Raw genomic sequence first — 18,637 nt, 5'->3', positions numbered from 1 at the left:
CCCCGCATGACCTTCTCTGTCCGCCGTCCCACTTTCATCTACTCCATCGTGCTGGCGATCGGCATGGCCGTGGTCATCGGCTCCGCGCTCGGCTTCCAGTATATCGGCGGCTATATTCCCTGCGAGCTCTGCCTGATGCAGCGCCAGCCCTATTATTACGGCATCCCGCTGGTCATCATCGGCGCCATCACGTCGGCGCTCGGCCTGCCCAACTGGATCGGCCGCACCTTCCTGCTCGCAGGTGGCCTGCTGATGATCGTCGGCGCGGGCATGGGCGTCTATCACGCCGGTGTCGAATGGCACTTCTGGGCTGGCCCCACCGCCTGCTCGACCAGCGCCAGCAGCATGACGCAGAATGCCGGCGATCTCCTGACCGAACTCAACACCATCAAGGGCCCCTCCTGCACGGAAGCGGCACTGCGTGTCGCTGGCCTCTCCATGGCTGGCTGGAACGTGATCGCAAGCCTCATCCTCGCCGCCTTCGCCTTTATCGGCGTGCGCAAATCGGCCTGATCAGAGAAGTCTGCCTGACCAAGCCGGGCTGATCCATCGAAGCGTGAAGCAGTCCTGCCCGGAAACGGGCTGGACTGGGGATCAGGGCTGCAGTTCGCTATCCCAGTAGAGATAGTCGAGCCAGCTGTCGTGCAGATAGTTCGGCGGGAAGAGCCGGCCATTGTTGTGCAGGTCCTGCACGGTCGGCTGGTAGGGTTTCTGGTGCGGGAACATGCCTGCCTGCTTCGGAAGCTTGCTGCCCTTCCTGAGATTGCAGGGAGAGCAGGCCGCCACGACATTCTGCCACGTCGTCTCGCCGCCATGGGCGCGCGGAATGACGTGATCGAAGGTCAGGTCGTTATGATCGCCGCAATACTGGCACTCGAACTTGTCGCGAAGGAACACGTTGAAGCGCGTGAAAGCCGGATTGCGCGAAGGCTGCACATAGGTTTTCAGGCACACGACGCTCGGAAGCCGCATCGAATAGCTCGGCGAGGAGACCGAATGTTCGTATTCCGCGATGATATTGACACGGTCAAGAAAGACCGCCTTGATCGCGTCCTGCCAGGACCAGAGCGACAAGGGATAATAACTCAGCGGCCGATAGTCAGCGTTCAGAACGAGCGCTGGCAGGGCCTGAGGTGAAACAGCAATCGTCAAGGCACTCTCCTGATCGATTCGGCATCTGCACTCTTATATTAGGCCGGTTGTGACGGCATTGTGAAGTCCAATAAATTCAAGCCACACAATGGCATTTGTATGTGTTGCCGTTCAGCCGACCGGAACCAGGCCGCGGCCCAGTTTCGCTGCATAATACGCCCAGAAAAGCCGCGCCGCCACCGATCTCCACGGCGCCCAGTCCGCCGCCAGTTTTGCCAGCTGTCGCGCCCCCGGACGCGCATCCAAACCGAAGGCAGCCGCCACCGCATTCTGCAGCGCCACGTCGCCGGACGGAAAGACGTCTGCGTGGCCGCCGCAGAACATCAGATAGACCTCCGCTGTCCAAGGCCCGACGCCCTTCAGCGCCGTCAGCGCCGCCAAAGCCTCTTCCGGCGGCAGGCCGGAGAGTGCCTGCAGGTCGAGCTCGCCGGAGGCGACAGCCTCGGCGATCCGCATCAGCGTCTCCGCCTTGGCGCGAGACAAGCCGACCTCGCGCCACGCCTCCGGATGCAGACCGGCATAGGCCTCGGCGGTCAGCACGGCATCACCAGGCAGCATCCGCCGCCAGATCGCCTCGGCGCTCGCCCGCGACACCATCTGCGATACGATGATATGCGCCAGACCCTCGAAACCAGGCTCCCGCAATCGCAGCGGCAGCGGACCGGCATCGGCGGCGATCGAGACGAGACGTGGGTCGATGATGATGAGTTCGGCCAATCCCTGGGCCACATCCCCGTCGTTGCGAATGATATGCACGCTTCCTCGCGATATTCAAAAATCCGTGGCAGAAGAAAGCATGATCGCGATTCCCCGTCAAAAGCCCGTCTTCCGTTTTGCCCCGAGCCCCAACGGCCCGCTGCATCTCGGCCATGCGCTTTCGGCCTTCCTGAACCGCGACATGGCCGATGCCGCCGACGGCCGCTTCCTGCTGCGCATCGAAGACATAGATCTCACCCGCTGCACACCCGAATTCGAAGCCGGTATTTATGCAGACCTCAAGTGGCTCGATATCGACTGGGAAGAGCCGGTGCGCCGGCAATCGGAGCACTTCGACGCCTATCAAGCGGCATTGGCAACCCTGATCGACCGCGGCCTCGCCTACCCCGCCTTCCTCACCCGGGGCGAGGTCAAGGCCAAGGTCGCGGCATCAGAGACAAAAGGCGTCGCATGGCCGCGCGATCCAGATGGCTCACCGCTCTACCCCGCTGACGATCGCGACCGCCCCGTAGCCGAGCGGCAGGCGATGCTCTCCTCCGGCCTGAAACACGCCTGGCGGCTGGACATGGCGAAGGCGCTAGACCTGATCGGCGAACCGCTCACATGGCAGGAGACCGGCGACGCCGAACAAGGCGTGATCGACGCCGACCCTTCGTCCTGGGGCAATGTCGTGCTGTCGCGCTCGGATGCGCCGTCGAGCTATCATCTTTCCGTGGTGGTCGACGATGCGCTGCAGGGCGTCACCCATGTCGTGCGCGGTCTCGATCTCTTCCACGCGACCTCGGTGCACCGCGTGCTGCAGACGCTGCTCGATCTTCCGGCACCGACCTATCATCACCATCGCCTCGTCACCGACGCGGCCGGCCGCAAGCTCTCGAAAAGCAGCGGCGATACCGGCCTCTCGGACCTACGAGCCCGAGGCGTCCCGGCGCACGATATTCGCAACCTCATCGGGCTTTGACGGCTTCTGGCCCTGGCCGCTCAGGAAGTTGTGCGAGAAGATCGCCCGCACCCGGAATTTCAGGAGTGCCGCGTTGAGCTCGGCGCCGATGATGAAGATCACCCCGATCATGTAGAGAAAGATCAGCACGATCATCACCGATGCGAGGCCCGCATAGGTGGCGGCGTAATTGGCGAAAGTCGCGAGATAATAGGCGAAGATCAGCGCGCCGATGAACCACAGGATCAGCGTCAGAAGCACGCCCGGCACGACATCGAACACCCTGCGTCGTCCGGCCGGAAGCCACAGATGCACGACCAGAAGACCGACCGTCAGCACGAACAGCGTGCCGTAGATACGCCAGTTGAAGACGATGTCGAGCGTGTCGGCGAATAACGGAAACCACTGCCGGGCATAATCGAGCGCCAGCGGCACCGCCACGAGCAGGATACTGATCGCCGCGAAGATGACCACCGCGATCATCACGAAGCCGAGGCTGGCAAGACGGGTGAAATACCACGGCCGCGTTTCCTGCACGCGGTAGGCGCGGTTAAGGGATATGCGCAGCGCCTCGACGCCGTTGGAGGCGAAGTAGGCGGCGGCCAGCACCGAGATCGTCAACAGCCCGCCGCGCGGCACGGTGAGCACCAGGAGAACCTGGTCGGCGAGCGGCTTGGCGATCGCCTCTGGCCAGGTGTCGAAGACGAGATGCACGGCGGTCATCGAGAACTGGTCTGCGCCGAGGAAATTGGCAAGCGCGGTGCCGAAAATCAGGAATGGGAAGACAGCAAGCAGCGTGGAAAGCGCGACATGGCTTGCCATGGCGAAGCCGTCATCTTCAAGGAAATGCCAGATCGCATCGTAAAGCACATCATACAAGATGCGAAAAAGTTTCAGCATTCCGGCTCCCGGCATTCCTCATTGTGTCGCCCGATCGAATATGGGAAACGAGTCCTAGTTTGTACAGGAATCATTCCATGTCGGATCAACGCACTATCATCATTACCGGATGTTCGTCCGGGATCGGTGCTTATTGTGCCCGTGCGTTGAAGGCCGACGGCTGGCGCGTTTTCGCGACCGTCAGAAAGTTCGACGATCTGGCGCCGCTTGAGGCCGATGGTATCGAAGCCTTCCGCATGGATTACACCAGCAGCGATTCGATCGCCGACTTCGTCCGCGAGGTCACGGAGCTGAGCGGCGGACGCATCGACGCGCTCTTCAACAATGGCGCCTATGGCCAGCCGGGCGCTGTCGAGGACCTGACGACGGACGTGCTGCGCGAGCAGTTCGAGACCAACTTCTTCGGCTGGCACGAGCTGACGCGACAGATCATTCCGCTGATGCGCAAGCGCGGCCGCGGCCGTATCGTCCAGTGCTCGTCGATCTTGGGCGTCGTGCCCTACCGCTATCGCGGTGCCTATACCGCCTCGAAATTCGCCCTCGAGGGGCTGAGCATCACGCTGCGCATGGAGCTCGAAGGCAGCGGCATCCATGTCAGCCTGATCGAGCCCGGCCCGATCGCCTCCCGCTTCGTCGCCAATTCGCTCGCGAAGATCAACGAGCACATCGATGTCAGGGGCTCGGCGCATGCGGTGGATTACCGCCGCCAGCTGGCAAGGCTCGACGGCTCCGGCCCTGCCAACCGCCACAAGCTCGGCCCCGAGGCCGTCTATGATGTCTTGAAGCACGCATTGAACGCCCCGCGCCCGCGACCACATTACCCAGTGACGCGGCCGGCCAAGCAGGGCATGTTCTTGAAAAAGCTCTTGCCCGCGGACCTCTTCTACCGGCTGCTGCGCAGGTTCGATTGAGGAGGAGGAAACCCAATGTCTACTGTCGTCTACGTTCTCGCCATCATCGTGATGGGCCTTGTCGCCATCGTTCTGATCCGCGGCCTGTTTAACATGATGAAGGGCGGCGACGCCAACCTGTCCAACAAGCTGATGCAGCTGCGCGTGTTGCTGCAGGCCGTCGCCGTGCTCCTGATCATGCTGACGCTCTGGCTGACCGGCGGCGGTCGCCCCAGCTGATCACCCCACCGAGGAGGAGATAAAGCATGGTCAAGCTCAACAAGATCTACACCAAGACGGGCGACGACGGCACGACCGGCTTGGTCGCCGGCCCGCGCCGGCTGAAGGATGATCTGCGCGTCGAAGCCTTCGGCACCATCGACGAGGCCAATTCAGCGATCGGCATCGCCAGGCTTCACATGCAGGGCATGCCCGATCTGGATTCCATGCTGATGTCGATCCAGAACGATCTCTTCGATCTCGGCGCCGATCTCGCCACTCCCGACACCGGCACGCCACCGGAATACGAGCCGCTGCGCATCGTCGAAAGCCAGGTGACGCGCATCGAAAACGACATCGACAAGCTGAACGCCGATCTGCAGCCGCTCAAATCCTTCGTGCTGCCGGGCGGCCACTCCGCCGCAGCTCACCTGCATCTGGCGCGCACAATCACCCGTAGGGCCGAACGGCTGATGGTGACGCTGTCGCGCAGCGAAGGCGAGATCGTCAGTGCCGCGGCACTGAAATACGTGAACCGCCTCTCCGATTTCCTCTTCGTGGCTGCCCGCCATGCCAACGATCGCGGCCATGCGGATGTGCTTTGGGTTCCCGGAAAAAACCGCTAGGTTTGACTGATATCAAGCAACTGGACCGCCGGCCCATATGTTCATACCGCTGCACGATGCCAACACGCTGAAGCATATCAAGCTGCAATGGGTGACGATGGGGCTGATCGCGGTCAACATCGTCGTCTGGCTGTTTACCGGCGTCATCGCCACGGAATCGGTCGCGCAGGCGGCCTTCGTCGGCCTCGGCTACATCCCGGCGGTCGCCTTCCACTACGCCCATCTCGAACCGGCGCTCGCAATCACGCCCGAGCCGCTGACTTACATCAGCTATTCCTTCGTCCATTCCGGCTTCTGGCACCTTGCCTCCAACATGCTGTTCCTCTGGGTCTTCGGCGACAATGTCGAGGATGCGATGGGCCATCTGCGCTTTCTCGTCTTCTATCTCCTTTGCGCCATCTCCGGCGCGCTTGTGCATGGCCTGATCGGCATGACCTCGCAGGCGCCGCTGATCGGCGCGTCCGGCGCCATATCGGGTGTGGTCGCCGCCTATCTGATGTTGCACCCGCGCGTGAAGGTCTGGGTGCTGGTCTTCATGCGCGTGCCGCTCCCGCTTCCAGCCTTCGTGCCGTTGATCCTCTGGACCGGCCAGCAATTCGTCATGCTGGCGCTCGAGCCTGATGGTAACGTCTCCTGGGGCGCCCATGTCGGCGGCATCATAGCCGGCGCTCTGCTGGTGCTCGTCATGCGCCGGCGCGGGGTGCCGCTCTTCGACAGCGAGGTGGTGACGCCCAAGGCCGTGCGCGACCGCCCGACCCCCAATCCCGCCATGATCACTGTCCCCGGCCAGCCACCCCGCCCGCGCTTGCCCTGGGACAAATGAAGCCGAAAATATTGACGTGAACGTAAAGGTAATATAATCCCCATGGAATTTGCCTGTCTGCGTCATGGAAGCGTTGTCTTTGGAGGAAAAACGCGTATCCATGTCGCCATTCGACAATCGGAGCAGCGCGGAAACGCGCATTTTCTTGGCGAAAGAGTTGAAGGAAGGACCACATGAAGATTCTCGTCCCAGTAAAGCGGGTGGTTGATTACAACGTGAAGATCCGCGTGAAGCCGGATGGCACGGGCGTCGAACTGGCCAACATCAAGATGTCGATGAACCCCTTCGACGAAATCTCGGTGGAAGAGGCGCTTCGCCTGAAGGAAGCCGGCAAGGCAGAGGAAGTGATCGTGGTCTCGATCGGTCCGGCCAAGGCTGAAGAAACGCTGCGCACCGCGCTCGCCATGGGCGCCGACCGCGCCATTCTGGTCGAGACCGACGACCAGGTCGAGCCGCTCGCCGTCGCCAAGATCCTGAAGGGCGTCGCCGACGCCGAACAGCCGGGCCTCATCATCGTCGGCAAGCAGGCGATCGATGACGATTCGAACCAGACCGGCCAGATGCTGGCGGCCCTCTTGGGCACCGCTCAGGCCACCTTCGCCTCGAAGATCGAGATCGACTCTGCTGGCCCTGGGGGCAAGGCAACCGTGACCCGCGAAGTCGACGGCGGCCTGCAGACGATCGAGGTCAAGTTGCCTGCCGTGGTCACCACCGACCTGCGTCTTAACGAGCCGCGCTACGCTTCGCTGCCCAACATCATGAAGGCGAAGAAGAAGCCGCTCGATAAGAAGGCGCCCGCCGATTTTGGCGTTTCCACGGCGCCGAAGCTCAAGGTGCTGAAGACCGAAGAACCCTCCGGCCGCAAGGCAGGCGTCAAGGTCGCATCGGTCGCTGAGCTCGTCGAAAAGCTCAAGTCCGCTGGCGTCCTCTAAGGTTCGAGAAAGGAGATATCATCATGGCCATTCTTCTTCTGGCTGATCACGACAACGCAACCCTTTCCGACCAGACCGCCAAGACGCTTGCGGCAGCTGCCAAGATCGGCGGCGACGTGCATGTGCTGGTCGCCGGCAAGGGCGCAAAGCCCGCAGCCGATGCCGCCGCCAAGCTCTCCGGCGTCTCCAAGGTCCTGCTCGCCGAAAGCGACGAGCTTGCCAACAATCTGGCCGAGCCGCTGGCCGACCTGATCGTTTCGATGGCAGCCGGCTACGACACCATCATCTCGGCCGCCACCTCGGTCGGCAAGAACGTCCTGCCGCGCGTTGCCGCCCTGCTCGACGTCGCCCAGGTCTCCGAGATCATCGAAGTCGTCTCGGCGGACACCTTCAAGCGCCCGATCTATGCCGGCAACGCCATTCAGACGGTGCAGTCGACCGACGCCAAGAAGGTCATCACCGTGCGCACGGCGTCCTTCGCCGCTGCCCCTGAGGGCGGTTCGGCTTCCGTCGAGGCGATCCCCGCCGTCTCCGATCCGGGTCTCTCCACCTTCGTCAAGGATGCGCTGTCGACCTCCGACCGTCCGGAACTGACCTCGGCCAAGATCATCATCTCCGGCGGCCGCGCACTGGGTTCCTCGGAGAAGTTCCAGGAAGTCATCCTGCCGGTTGCCGACAAGCTCGGTGCTGCCGTCGGTGCCTCGCGCGCTGCCGTCGATGCCGGCTACGCGCCGAACGACTGGCAGGTTGGCCAGACCGGCAAGGTGGTCGCACCCGATCTCTACATCGCCTGCGGCATCTCCGGTGCCATCCAGCATCTGGCCGGCATGAAGGATTCGAAGGTCATCGTCGCGATCAACAAGGACGAGGAAGCACCGATCTTCCAGGTCGCCGATTTCGGCCTCGTCGCCGATCTCTTCGACGCCCTGCCCGAGCTGCAGAAGGCTCTCTAAGTCGGTGGATGCCCGGTTTCGCATGCGACCCCGGGCTTCCATGATCGCGCGTCATCTTTCGCACATGCGAGCGACTGGAAAATTATCTTTTTAGGGGCTACTACTGCTGCCGGGCGATCATTCGTCCGGCAGTTTTGTTGAATAGGTACGGCAATCGCGGGGGCGAAGGCCGAGCAGGGGTGTGGAGATGACTGCGGTGTTCAAGACAATCGGAATTATCGGCGCGGGCCAGATGGGTTGCGGCATCGCGCAGGTTTCGGCTAGCGCAGGCTACAAGGTCCACATCTACGATCTCACCCAGGATCGCATCGAGCGCGGGCTCGCCACCATCAACGGCAACCTCGCCCGCCACGTCACCAGCGGCAAGATGACCGACGAGGAGCGTTCGAGCACGCTTTCCTTGATATCGGGCTCCGCCGACATCAACGACCTCGCCTCCTCCGATCTCGTCATCGAGGCCGCGACCGAGGACGAAAGCGTCAAGCGCAAGATCTACGCTACGGTCTGTCCGGTCCTGAAGCCGGAAGCGATCATCGCCACCAACACCTCTTCTCTTTCGATCACCCGCCTGGCATCCGCCACCGACCGCCCCGAGCGTTTCATGGGCATCCATTTCATGAACCCGGTGCCGGTGATGAAGCTGGTCGAGCTCGTGCGCGGGATCGCCACCGAAGAGACCACCTTCAAGAAGGCCCGCGAATTCGTGGCCTCGCTCGAAAAGACCGTGACCGTCGCCGAGGACTTCCCGGCCTTCATCGTCAACCGTATCCTGCTGCCGATGATCAACGAGGCGATCTACACGCTCTACGAAGGCGTCGGCACCGTCGATGCCATCGACACCGCCATGAAACTCGGCGCCAACCACCCCATGGGCCCGCTGCAACTCGCCGACTTCATCGGCCTCGACACCTGCCTGTCGATCATGCAGGTGCTGCATGACGGCCTGGCGGACAGCAAGTACCGCCCCTGCCCGCTGCTGGTGAAGTATGTCGAAGCCGGCTGGCTTGGACGGAAGTCGGGGCGTGGGTTCTATGATTATCGCGGTGAGGTTCCGGTTCCGACGCGGTAGGGTTTAGTCTTCGGAAGACCGGCTGTAATCGCCGAGCCTGGAGCCCCCTCATCCGCCTGCCGGCACCTTCTCCCCGTTGGGGAGAAGAGACTCGGGGCGGGCTGCTCGCCTAACCATCAGCGAAGTTTTCTATCCAAAGGCCTGAGAAGCGCAAAACGCCACCACCTGCCCCTTCTCCCCAACGGGGAGAAGTGCCGGAGCGTCAGCGAGGCGATGAGGGGGCCACGGGCGCAAACGCCGCGACGACCACCCCCCCCAAAAAAACTAAATCCCCACAGCCCCCTTGATCAGCGCCTTGGCATCCGCGCTATCCCAGGCCGCCGGGCCGTTCATCGCCGAGATCAGGCACCCCTTGTCGTCGATCAGCAACGTCACCGGCAGACCGAACGCCAGCCCCTGCTTCTTCAGCCCGTTGAACACCGCGATCGTGTCGTCGCGGTAAAGCTTAAGCGCATCGACGCCCGTCTCGGAGAGAAACGTCTTCGGCTTCTCGTCGTCGCCGGTGTCGATGTTGACGGGCACCACCTGGAACTTGTCGCTGCCGAGTTCTTTCTCCAGCGCGTTCAGCGCCGGCATTTCCTCGCGGCAGGGCACGCACCATGTCGCCCAGAGATTGAAGAGCACCGTCTTGCCGGCGAAATGGTCGAGCGTCATCGGCTTGCCGTCGGCATCCTTGAAGGCGATCGATGTCATCCGGACCGGCTGTTCGGGCGCCACCATGGCGGCCACCTCGCCCTTCAGGAAGGGCTTGATGCGGGTCGCGATGTCCTTCGTGGCCTTGCATTCGCCCGCCGCCATATCGGCGCCGCCATTGCCAGACCCCGTCTCCTTAATGTAAACCGCTGCCGCACCGGCAATAATGCCTGCGACGACCGCGATCCCGATCAGTTTCAGGGATGGCAGGCGCAAGGGCGTTCTTGTTGTCATTTCATTCTCCCGGACACGCGTTCTTCAAGGCAGGCATCTTTCATGGCCGACAGCACGGACACCAAATCCTCCAACCAGATGTGGGGCGGACGTTTCGCTTCCGGCCCAGATGCGATCATGGAGGAGATAAATGCCTCGATCGGTTTCGACAAGAAGCTGTTTGCGCAGGATATTCGCGGATCGATCGCCCACGCCACCATGCTCGCCCACCAGGCTATCATTTCGGCCGATGATAAGGACAAGATCGTCGAAGGGCTAAACACGATCCTGTCAGAAATCGAGAGCGGCAATTTCGAATTCTCCCGCAAGCTCGAGGACATTCACATGAATGTCGAGGCACGCCTTGCAACGCTGATCGGCCCGGCCGCCGGCCGCCTGCACACCGCCCGCTCGCGCAACGACCAGGTGGCGCTCGATTTCCGCCTGTGGGTCAAGGAAGAACTGCAGAAGACCGAACAGCTGCTGACCAACCTGATCGCGGCCTTCCTCGACCGCGCCGAAGAGCATGCCGAAACCGTCATGCCCGGCTTCACGCATCTGCAGACCGCCCAGCCCGTCACCTTCGGCCATCACTGCATGGCCTATGTCGAGATGTTCGGCCGCGACCGCTCGCGCGTGCGCCACGCCATCGAGCATCTGGACGAGAGCCCGATCGGCTCGGCGGCCCTTGCCGGTACCGGCTATCCGATCGACCGCCACATGACGGCGAAGGCGCTCGGCTTCCGCGAGCCGACCCGCAATTCGATCGACACCGTCTCCGACCGCGACTTCGCCATCGAGTTCCTGGCGCTGGCATCGATCTGCGCCATGCACCTGTCGCGCCTGGCAGAAGAAATCGTCATCTGGTCGACGCCGCAGTTCGGCTTCGTGCGCCTGTCGGACGCCTTCTCCACCGGCTCCTCGATCATGCCGCAGAAGAAGAACCCCGATGCCGCCGAGCTGGTGCGCGCCAAGACCGGCCGCATCAACGGCTCGCTGATCGCGCTTTTAACAATCATGAAGGGCCTGCCGCTCGCCTATTCCAAGGACATGCAGGAAGACAAGGAACAGGTCTTCGACGCAGCCGAAAGCCTGGAGCTCGCCATCGCCGCGATGACCGGCATGGTCCGCGACCTGACGATCAACACCGAGCGCATGAAGGCTGCCGCCGGCACCGGTTACTCGACCGCGACCGACCTCGCCGACTGGCTGGTGCGCGAGGCGGGCCTGCCCTTCCGCGACGCTCACCATGTGACCGGCCGGGCCGTCGCTCTTGCCGAAAGCAAGGGCTGCGATCTCTCCGACCTGTCGCTCGCCGATCTGCAGGCAATCAACGCCGCGATCACGGACAAGGTCTACGACGTGCTTACCGTCGAGGCCTCGGTCGCCAGCCGCAAGAGCTTCGGCGGCACCGCACCGTCTGAAGTCAGGAAGCAGATCGCCTACTGGCGCGCCCGCAACTGATCCCGAAAAGGGCGGAGCGCAACCCGCTTCGCCCCTTCGATTTCGCAAAGCGCGAGACCGCAACAATCAGGGTGCACAAGGCGGATAAACTTCGCTATGAAGGTGTCCATCGTGCCGCTTCCCAAGAGGAATTCCATGCAGACCAGCTTCCCGCAGATCATCCGCCTGACGGTCGTTTTTGCCGTGATCGGCCTTGCCGTCGCCGGATGCGGGCGCAAGGGCGACCTCGATCCGCCAAGCGTGCAGGCAACGAAGGAGGGCGACTCGTCCAAACCGACGCAGCAGCCCGGTGTCAAGGACAAGCACTTCTTCCTCGATCCTCTTCTGTAACAGGCGACTAAAGTGAACCATTTCGAGTATCGCGACGGCATCCTCTACGCCGAGAACGTTCCCGTTCCCGAGATTGCCAAGGCCGTCGGCACGCCCTTCTACGTCTATTCGACGGCAACGCTCGAGCGCCACTACAAGGTCTTCTCGCAGGCCTTCAGCGATGTCGACTCCATGGTCTGCTACGCCATGAAGGCCAATTCGAACCAGGCCGTCCTGAAGACGCTCGGCAATCTCGGCGCCGGCATCGATGTCGTCTCCGAAGGCGAGCTGCGCCGCGCGCTGGCAGCCGGCATCCCGGCCAACCGCATCATGTTCTCCGGCGTCGGCAAGACCGCGCATGAGATGGACTATGCGCTCGAAGCCGGCATCTACTGCTTCAACGTCGAATCCGAGCCTGAGCTCGAGATCCTTAACCAGCGCGCCGTCAAGGCCGGCAAGAAGGCGCCCGTCTCCTTCCGCATCAATCCCGATGTCGACGCCCGCACCCACGCCAAGATCTCGACCGGCAAGAAGGAAAACAAGTTCGGCATCTCCTGGGAACGTGCCCGCGCCGTCTACGCCCGCGCCGCCACCTTGCCCGGCATCGAAGCCACCGGCATCGACATGCATATCGGCAGCCAGATCACCGAGCTGCAGCCCTTCGACGACGCCTTCAAGCTGCTGCGCGAGCTCGTCAGCACGCTGCGCGCCGACGGCCACGACATCCACCATGTCGATATCGGCGGCGGTCTCGGCATTCCCTACAAGGACGACAACAACCCGCCGCCATTGCCCGACGCCTATGCCGCGATCGTCAAGAACCAGCTGCGCGAGCTCGGCTGCAAGATCGTCATGGAGCCCGGCCGCCTGATCGTCGGCAATGCCGGCATCCTGGTGACCGAAGTGCTCTACGTGAAGGACGGCGGCGAAAAGACCTTCGTCATCGTCGATGGCGCCATGAACGACCTCATCCGCCCGACGCTCTACGAGGCCTATCACGAGATCCGCCCCGTGGTGATCTCCGCCGCCAACGCGCCGCGCATCAAGGCCGATGTCGTCGGCCCTGTTTGCGAGACCGGCGACTACCTGGCGCTCGACCGCGAAATGGCGATGCCGAAATCGGGCGATCTCTTCGCCGTCTCGTCCGCCGGAGCCTATGGCGCGGTACAGGCAGGCACATACAACAGCCGCCTGCTGGTGCCCGAAGTGCTGGTCAAGGGCAGCGATTTCCACGTCATCCGCCCGCGCCGGACCTATGAAGAGCTGATCGCGCTCGACAGCGTCCCCGCCTGGCTCGACTGATCAACGGCAATCACTTTTTGGCGAAGACGCGGGAAAAACCGGCATTGACCGGCCCCTGCCCTCGTCTTCGCCACAAAGAGTGTTATCCTTTCCGCATACCGTCTTGCCCGGTCGCCGCCGCGCAAGCCCTCTCTGCCCTTTAACGCCAGGCCCCTAACGCCAGATCGCGGAGACCGGATTGAAGAACAGCACCAAGAGCGAAAAGAAAGGTGCCTTTGCCCTGAAGCCGTCGCTCGCACGGCTGGTGGCGGCAAAGCGCCTGACCGCCCAATGCGTGTTGCTGTTCGAGCAGGTGCTGCCTCTCACCCTGCCCATCCTGTCGCTTGTAGCACTTTATCTGGCCGCATCCTGGTTCGGCGTCTTCCGCATCGTTCCCGATTGGCTGCGCATCGTGCTGCTATTCGGCTTCGGCCTCGGGCTGCTGGCAACGCTCTATCCCTTCCGCAAGCTGCACTGGCCGGGATCGGCCGCTGCCGACCGGCTGCTGGAAGAGCGCAACGGCCTTCCGCATCAGCCGGTCGCCGTGCAGGAAGACGAGCCGGCCTTCGACACACCCTTCGCCCGCGCGCTGTGGCGCGAGCACCAGACCCGCATGGCCGAGAAGATCGCCTCGCTGGACGCCGGCTTCCCGCAGCCCGATATCGCCTCGCATGACCGCTGGGCGCTGCGCGCCATCCCCGCCCTCCTGATCGTCGTCGCCTTCGGCTATTCGCTGTCGACCAACGGCGGCTCGATCAGCGATGCGCTGCAGCCGCGCCCGCAGGCGCAGGCAACCGACCCGGCCGTTCGCATCGACGCCTGGATCACCCCGCCCGCCTATACCGGCCGCGCCCCCGTCTATCTCACCGCGACCGGCAGCGAGCAGGGCGCGATCAAGATCCCGCAATCGTCGAACCTCACCGTGCGCGTCTCCGGCGGCAAGGCCGACGAGAAGGTGGTCTTCGCCCGCGAGGACGGCCAGCGCATCGAGATCGCCGCAGCCGAAAACGCCCCCGCTCCCGGAACGCCCGCGACACCCGCGCCCGCAACGACCGAGGCTCAGCAGCCGGCAACGGCAACGCCGCAGCAGCAGACCGCCTCCACGCATCTTATGAAGCTTGAGGAAAACGGTACGCTCGAGGTCAACGGCCGCAAATGGGCCTTCGACGTCATCCCCGACAAGGCGCCCGAAATCGCATTCAACGGCCTGCCGAAGCCAACGGTCAACGGCGCGCTGGAGATCGGCTACACGATCAAGGACGACTACGGCGTCCAGGAAGCCACGGCCGAAATCGTGCCTGTCGAGACAGACACGAGCGCCACGCCGCTCTATCCGCTGCCCGAATACAAGCTCGACATTCCGCGCCGCAACGCCCGCGACGCCAAGGGTGTGGCCAGCAAGAACCTCACCGAGCATCCGCTCGCCGGCAAGCGCGTGCGCATCACGCTGATCGCCAAGGACGCCGCCGGCCAGACGGGCCGCAGCCCGCCGCACGAGATGACGCTGCCCGCCCGCCCCTTTAGCGAGCCGCTCGCAGCCGCCGTCGCCGAACAGCGCCAGACCTTCGCGCTCGACACGCGCAAGATGCCCGAGGCGATCGCGCTCAACGAAGCGCTGACACTGCGTCCGGAAGAGACGATCCCCAACCTTACCAATTACCTGCTGATCGAATCCGCCCGCCAGCGCATGAAGCTCGCCAAGGGCGACGAGGCGCTGAAGGACACCGCAGACTATCTGTGGGACATCGCCATCGGCATGGAGGACGGCAATCTCTCTGAGGCCGAGCGCAACCTGCGCAACGCCCAGCAGAACCTCGCCGACGCCCTGCAGCGCAACGCGCCCGACGCAGAGGTCAAGAAGCTCATGGACGAGCTGCGCAAGGCGATGCAGGACTACATGAAGGAGCTGGCGCAGCGCATGCAGAATGCGCCGATGCAGCCCAACCAGAACGCCCAGAACGTCATCCGTCAGCAGGATCTGGAGCGGATGATGGACCAGATCGAAAACCTGGCCCGCTCCGGCAACCGCGACGCCGCCCAGCAGATGCTGTCGGAGCTGCAGCGGATGATGAACAACATGCAGGCCGGCCGCCCGCAGCGCGGTCAGCAGCAGCAGGGCCAGGACAACAGCCAGATGCGCCAGCAGATGGACAAGCTCGGCCAAATCCTGCGCGACCAGCAGAAGCTGATGGAAGAGACCTTCAAGCTCGACCAGCAACTGAAGGACCGCATGCAGCGCGGCGATCCCAACAGCATGAACCCCGACCTCGGGATGAACGACCCGCTTCTGAACGACATGCCGATGGACAATGACGGCATGCCGCAGGATCAGCAGCAACAACAGGGCCAGCAAGGCCAGAACCAGCAGGGCCAGCAGCAACAGGGCCAGCAAGGCCAGCAGGGCCAGAACCCGTCGGACGAGATGACGGCCGAACAGCTGCGCGAGGCGCTGAAGCAGCTGCGCGAGCGCCAGGACCAGCTCGGCAAGCAGCTCGGCGAAATGCAGAAGAGCCTCGGCGACATGGGCATGAAGCCCGGCCAGGGCTTCGGCCAGGCGCAGCGCGAGATGGAAGGTGCAGGTCGAGAGCTCGGCCAGGGCCGCGGCGAACCGGCCATCCAGGGCCAGGGTCGCGCGCTGGAAGCATTGCGCCAGGGCGCCCGCGACATGATGAACCAGATGATGCAGGCGCAGCAGGGTCAGCAAGGCCAGGGTCAGGGGCCGCAGGGTCAGGTCGGCCAGGGCAATCAGAACGGCCGCGATCCGCTCGGCCGTCCGCGCCGCGCCGACGGTCCGGACTTCGGTGACCAGGTGAAGGTGCCCGATGAGATCGACGTGCAGCGCGCCCGCGAAATCCTCGATGCCATCAGAGAAAAGCTGGGCAACAACCCTTCACAGGAGATGGAACGGCGCTATCTTGAACGCCTGCTCGATATTCAATAAGACGCAGGATATATTCTTGATTTCAAACCTGCCCCGAACAGCGGCTTTTCACCCGTATGGGGCTATTCCAAAACCGCGGAAGCTTCGTAATGTCGCGGCGGCAGGCGACGAACGATAGCGATTCGATGGCAATTCTCTTCAAGACGGTAATCGACGAAAACACGGCATTCGAGATGATCGGCAATGCCCTGTCCGAGCATGGCAACGACTATGACGGCTATCTGAACGTCGTCGCTGACGAAGGTGAGCAGACGCTGACCTGGGGCCCAAACATGCATGCCGAGCAGTTCCAGGCCGAAATGACGGAGATCTTTCGCGCCACCTGGGACATCTGCCCTTTCTGGGTGGTCTATGAGCGCCGCGACGACCGCAAGGATCCCGACGCCAACGACATCCGCAACGCCGCCTTCAGGCTGACCCGCGCATATGACGGCGTGCTCGTCGTCACCCTCAGCTTGCTCGACAAGCGCGACCACGCCGAAGATATCGAGCTGATCTTCGTCTGCTTCAAGGAAGACCCGCAGCGCCGGAATTTTCGCGTACGCTTCGAGGGCAAATTCATTCAGCCGCAAAACTGAAAAAGCCGGCGAGAGCGCCGGCTTTGATACGATAGATCTGCCTTAGCCAGCCCTCAGGCAGCGAGAGCCCGGGCAACCGCCTTGCGGATATCGGGAAGCGCGAATGGCTTCGACACGACATCGACGATCTTCTCGGCGAGGTCATCGGCACGTTCGCGCTGTTCGGCATAGCCGGTCATCAACAGGATCTTCAGCGCCGGAAAGGCCGACTTCGCCTGGTGCGCGAGTTCGATGCCGTCCATCACGGGCATGCGGATATCCGACAGCAGCAGGTCGTAACCGCCGATGTTGAGCTTCTCCAGCCCTTCCGCACCGTCAGCCGCTTCTTCGGTCTCATGACCGTCGAGGCGCAAAGCGCGGGCTACGAAAGAACGCAGGGAATCTTCGTCTTCCGTAATCAGAATTCTTGCCATGGTGTGCATTGCTCCGTTTCATGCCCTACCCGCAAATCACACGACTTTCCTTTGCGAGTGGTAAACGGCCGAAGGCAATGATCCGGCGATGGACGGGATGGTTAACAACCCGTCTTGAAATGAGGCACCCAAGCATGTCGCGCAAAAGTGTGCAGCGGTTTTGCGGCAACGACATGCGACAAGAAAAAGAGGTGACTACGCGTCGCCCGTCACCACGCCGACGAAGGGAAGTTCGCGGAAGGCATAGGCCACGTCCATGCCGTATCCGACGACGAAATAGTCGGGGCATTCGAAGCCGACATAATCCGCTTCCAGCTTTTCCTTGCGCTTCACGCTCTTGTCGAGCAGCACGGCGATGGTGACGTTGCGGGCGCCGCGCTCATAGAGCAGTTCCTTGGCGAACTTCAGCGTGCGGCCGGATTCGAGAATGTCGTCGATCAGGAGAACGTCGCGATCCTTCACCTCGCTGTCGATATCCTTGACGATCCGAACACCCTGCGAAACCGTGCCGGTGCCGTAGCTCGACAGCGTGATGAACTCGACCTCGGGCGCAAGCCCGCTGTCATGCAGCGCGCGAATAAGGTCGGCCGCGAAAATGAACGAGCCCTTGAGCACGGCGATGACGAGCAGGTCCTTGGTCGGTCCCTTCGCGATCTCCCGGGCGATGGCATGATTGCGCTCGGCAATCATCTCGGCCGTAAAAAGAGGATCGATATTCTTACCGCGCACCACAGGCATGAAGGCTTGCTCCCTGAAAACAAGCACAAGCCGTTAGCACAAACCGCGCGGCGAAACACCCCTTAGGGCATAAAGGAGAGCCGAACCTCGGGCGTTTTTCCACCGGGATACTGTATCCTGGAGGAGAAGCCACGGCTCTGGCCACCATAGATCACGTCGGCGGGCGCATTGATCACCACGCTGGCGACCAGTTTCTCGTCGGCATAGAGGTTCGCCCGGATCGGCCGCACCATCTGCGTGGTGCCGCTGACATTGTCGATAATGCCGTTGATCAGAAGCACTCGCATCCCGTTGGCATCGCGCGGCGTCGCTGTCACATGGGTGAAGTGCAGCGGATCGGTATCGACAGCCGCATTGGAAGCGGACAGGCCGGAGAACCCGCCGGAGAGACCGAAGACGAGGACGCAGAGCGCCACCACAAGCACGGAGAAATGCTTGAGCGAGGCCTGCTGCAGCCACGCCTCGGCGGCCTGCACGAAGGATGGCGCCTGAACCGGCGCTGCTTGCGCTGTACGCGGCGATGGACGAGCGCCGGCGCTGCGGCTGTTGTCGTTGAAGCTGCGGCCCTTGAAGCTGCGATCGTTGAAGTCAGGCCCGCGCTGCTTGCCGATGACAACGAACTCGGCGTCGGCGATATCGGCGGGACGGCTTTGCCGGTGCTCGCGCTTCGCGGCCTCTGGCGGCAGGAAATCATAGGCCCGCCCGGGTGCCTGGCGCTTGAACGAGGAGGATGTCATGACGACCGCCTTTCCGGTATCCACTGCTTTCACGCCCGGCCTCACAGGC

At 62.8% G+C, this 18,637-nt stretch carries 21 protein-coding genes; 14 read left to right on the top strand and 7 right to left on the bottom strand.

What is annotated here, in order from left to right:
* The first annotated feature begins 6 nt into the window (after positions 1 to 6).
* Positions 7 to 513, top strand: a complete 507-nt coding sequence (locus ACIQUB_RS26020; RefSeq protein ID WP_018901512.1) for a disulfide bond formation protein B — start codon at positions 7 to 9, stop codon at positions 511 to 513.
* Positions 514 to 594: 81 nt separating this feature from the next.
* Here ACIQUB_RS26020 and ACIQUB_RS26015 read toward each other — a convergent pair whose 3' ends face one another.
* Entirely contained in the window at positions 595 to 1,152 is a 558-nt protein-coding gene (locus ACIQUB_RS26015) for an HNH endonuclease (RefSeq protein ID WP_018901511.1), read from the bottom strand.
* Between the two features lie 111 nt (positions 1,153 to 1,263).
* Positions 1,264 to 1,908, bottom strand: coding sequence for a DNA-3-methyladenine glycosylase (locus tag ACIQUB_RS26010; protein WP_113235400.1), 645 nt, complete (start codon positions 1,906 to 1,908; stop codon positions 1,264 to 1,266).
* Positions 1,909 to 1,948: 40 nt separating this feature from the next.
* Here ACIQUB_RS26010 and gluQRS point away from each other — a divergent pair, with 40 nt between their 5' ends.
* Positions 1,949 to 2,830, top strand: coding sequence for a tRNA glutamyl-Q(34) synthetase GluQRS (gluQRS, locus tag ACIQUB_RS26005; protein WP_113235406.1), 882 nt, complete (start codon positions 1,949 to 1,951; stop codon positions 2,828 to 2,830).
* On the opposite strand, the gene ACIQUB_RS26000 is transcribed toward gluQRS, so the two are convergent.
* A complete protein-coding gene (locus tag ACIQUB_RS26000) occupies positions 2,777 to 3,709 on the bottom strand; it encodes a YihY/virulence factor BrkB family protein (RefSeq protein ID WP_047508642.1) in 933 nt (310 codons plus the stop codon). The two genes, gluQRS and ACIQUB_RS26000, sit on opposite strands and share 54 nt — an antisense overlap.
* Positions 3,710 to 3,786: 77 nt before the next feature.
* Between ACIQUB_RS26000 and ACIQUB_RS25995 the strand changes: the two genes are divergently transcribed.
* From ACIQUB_RS25995 to ACIQUB_RS25965, 7 genes are all read left to right on the top strand, one after another.
* Positions 3,787 to 4,620, top strand: a complete 834-nt coding sequence (locus ACIQUB_RS25995) for an SDR family oxidoreductase (protein WP_113009481.1) — start codon at positions 3,787 to 3,789, stop codon at positions 4,618 to 4,620.
* A gap of 15 nt (positions 4,621 to 4,635) precedes the next feature.
* On the top strand, positions 4,636 to 4,839 hold the full coding sequence (locus ACIQUB_RS25990; protein WP_018901506.1) for a twin transmembrane helix small protein: 204 nt from the start codon (positions 4,636 to 4,638) through the stop codon (positions 4,837 to 4,839).
* 26 nt (positions 4,840 to 4,865) lie between these two features.
* A complete protein-coding gene (locus ACIQUB_RS25985; RefSeq protein ID WP_113200669.1) occupies positions 4,866 to 5,444 on the top strand; it encodes a cob(I)yrinic acid a,c-diamide adenosyltransferase in 579 nt (192 codons plus the stop codon).
* A 37-nt stretch (positions 5,445 to 5,481) separates the two neighbouring features.
* A complete protein-coding gene (locus tag ACIQUB_RS25980; RefSeq protein ID WP_113235401.1) occupies positions 5,482 to 6,267 on the top strand; it encodes a rhomboid family intramembrane serine protease in 786 nt (261 codons plus the stop codon).
* Positions 6,268 to 6,440: 173 nt separating this feature from the next.
* On the top strand, positions 6,441 to 7,199 hold the full coding sequence (locus tag ACIQUB_RS25975; RefSeq protein ID WP_113235402.1) for an electron transfer flavoprotein subunit beta/FixA family protein: 759 nt from the start codon (positions 6,441 to 6,443) through the stop codon (positions 7,197 to 7,199).
* 23 nt (positions 7,200 to 7,222) lie between these two features.
* Positions 7,223 to 8,152 carry an electron transfer flavoprotein subunit alpha/FixB family protein gene (locus ACIQUB_RS25970; RefSeq protein ID WP_113235403.1) on the top strand — a complete coding sequence of 310 codons (930 nt, stop codon included), beginning with the start codon at positions 7,223 to 7,225 and terminating at the stop codon, positions 8,150 to 8,152.
* Positions 8,153 to 8,339: 187 nt separating this feature from the next.
* Positions 8,340 to 9,221, top strand: coding sequence for a 3-hydroxybutyryl-CoA dehydrogenase (locus tag ACIQUB_RS25965; RefSeq protein WP_026283550.1), 882 nt, complete (start codon positions 8,340 to 8,342; stop codon positions 9,219 to 9,221).
* A 264-nt stretch (positions 9,222 to 9,485) separates the two neighbouring features.
* Here the strand turns inward: ACIQUB_RS25965 and ACIQUB_RS25960 are convergent, their stop codons facing one another.
* A complete protein-coding gene (locus tag ACIQUB_RS25960) occupies positions 9,486 to 10,148 on the bottom strand; it encodes a thiol:disulfide interchange protein TlpA (protein WP_111565130.1) in 663 nt (220 codons plus the stop codon).
* 42 nt (positions 10,149 to 10,190) lie between these two features.
* On the opposite strand from ACIQUB_RS25960, the gene argH reads away from it, so the two are divergent.
* The 5 genes from argH (at position 10,191) to ACIQUB_RS25935 (ending at position 16,700) form a co-directional block, all read left to right on the top strand.
* A complete protein-coding gene (gene argH, locus ACIQUB_RS25955) occupies positions 10,191 to 11,591 on the top strand; it encodes an argininosuccinate lyase (RefSeq protein WP_113235407.1) in 1,401 nt (466 codons plus the stop codon).
* 135 nt (positions 11,592 to 11,726) lie between these two features.
* Entirely contained in the window at positions 11,727 to 11,921 is a 195-nt protein-coding gene (locus tag ACIQUB_RS25950; protein ID WP_112941407.1) for a lipoprotein, read from the top strand.
* 12 nt (positions 11,922 to 11,933) lie between these two features.
* On the top strand, positions 11,934 to 13,202 hold the full coding sequence (gene lysA, locus ACIQUB_RS25945; RefSeq protein ID WP_018901497.1) for a diaminopimelate decarboxylase: 1,269 nt from the start codon (positions 11,934 to 11,936) through the stop codon (positions 13,200 to 13,202).
* 178 nt (positions 13,203 to 13,380) lie between these two features.
* A complete protein-coding gene (locus ACIQUB_RS25940; RefSeq protein WP_113235408.1) occupies positions 13,381 to 16,122 on the top strand; it encodes a TIGR02302 family protein in 2,742 nt (913 codons plus the stop codon).
* 125 nt (positions 16,123 to 16,247) lie between these two features.
* A complete protein-coding gene (locus ACIQUB_RS25935; protein ID WP_111565151.1) occupies positions 16,248 to 16,700 on the top strand; it encodes a hypothetical protein in 453 nt (150 codons plus the stop codon).
* Positions 16,701 to 16,753: 53 nt separating this feature from the next.
* Here ACIQUB_RS25935 and ACIQUB_RS25930 read toward each other — a convergent pair whose 3' ends face one another.
* From ACIQUB_RS25930 to ACIQUB_RS25920, 3 genes are all read right to left on the bottom strand, one after another.
* Positions 16,754 to 17,113, bottom strand: a complete 360-nt coding sequence (locus tag ACIQUB_RS25930) for a response regulator (protein WP_026283548.1) — start codon at positions 17,111 to 17,113, stop codon at positions 16,754 to 16,756.
* Positions 17,114 to 17,308: 195 nt separating this feature from the next.
* Complete coding sequence (gene hpt, locus ACIQUB_RS25925; protein ID WP_018901493.1) at positions 17,309 to 17,851, bottom strand: hypoxanthine phosphoribosyltransferase; 543 nt, start codon at positions 17,849 to 17,851, stop codon at positions 17,309 to 17,311.
* Positions 17,852 to 17,913: 62 nt separating this feature from the next.
* Entirely contained in the window at positions 17,914 to 18,588 is a 675-nt protein-coding gene (locus ACIQUB_RS25920; RefSeq protein WP_113235414.1) for a hypothetical protein, read from the bottom strand.
* Positions 18,589 to 18,637 lie beyond the last annotated feature (49 nt).

The sequence above is a fragment of the Rhizobium sp. NPDC090275 genome, from assembly GCF_044772225.1.
Taxonomy (GTDB): domain Bacteria; phylum Pseudomonadota; class Alphaproteobacteria; order Rhizobiales; family Rhizobiaceae; genus Rhizobium.
Note: the sequence above shows the minus strand (reverse complement) of the source record. Positions and strands in the feature narration are given on the sequence as shown.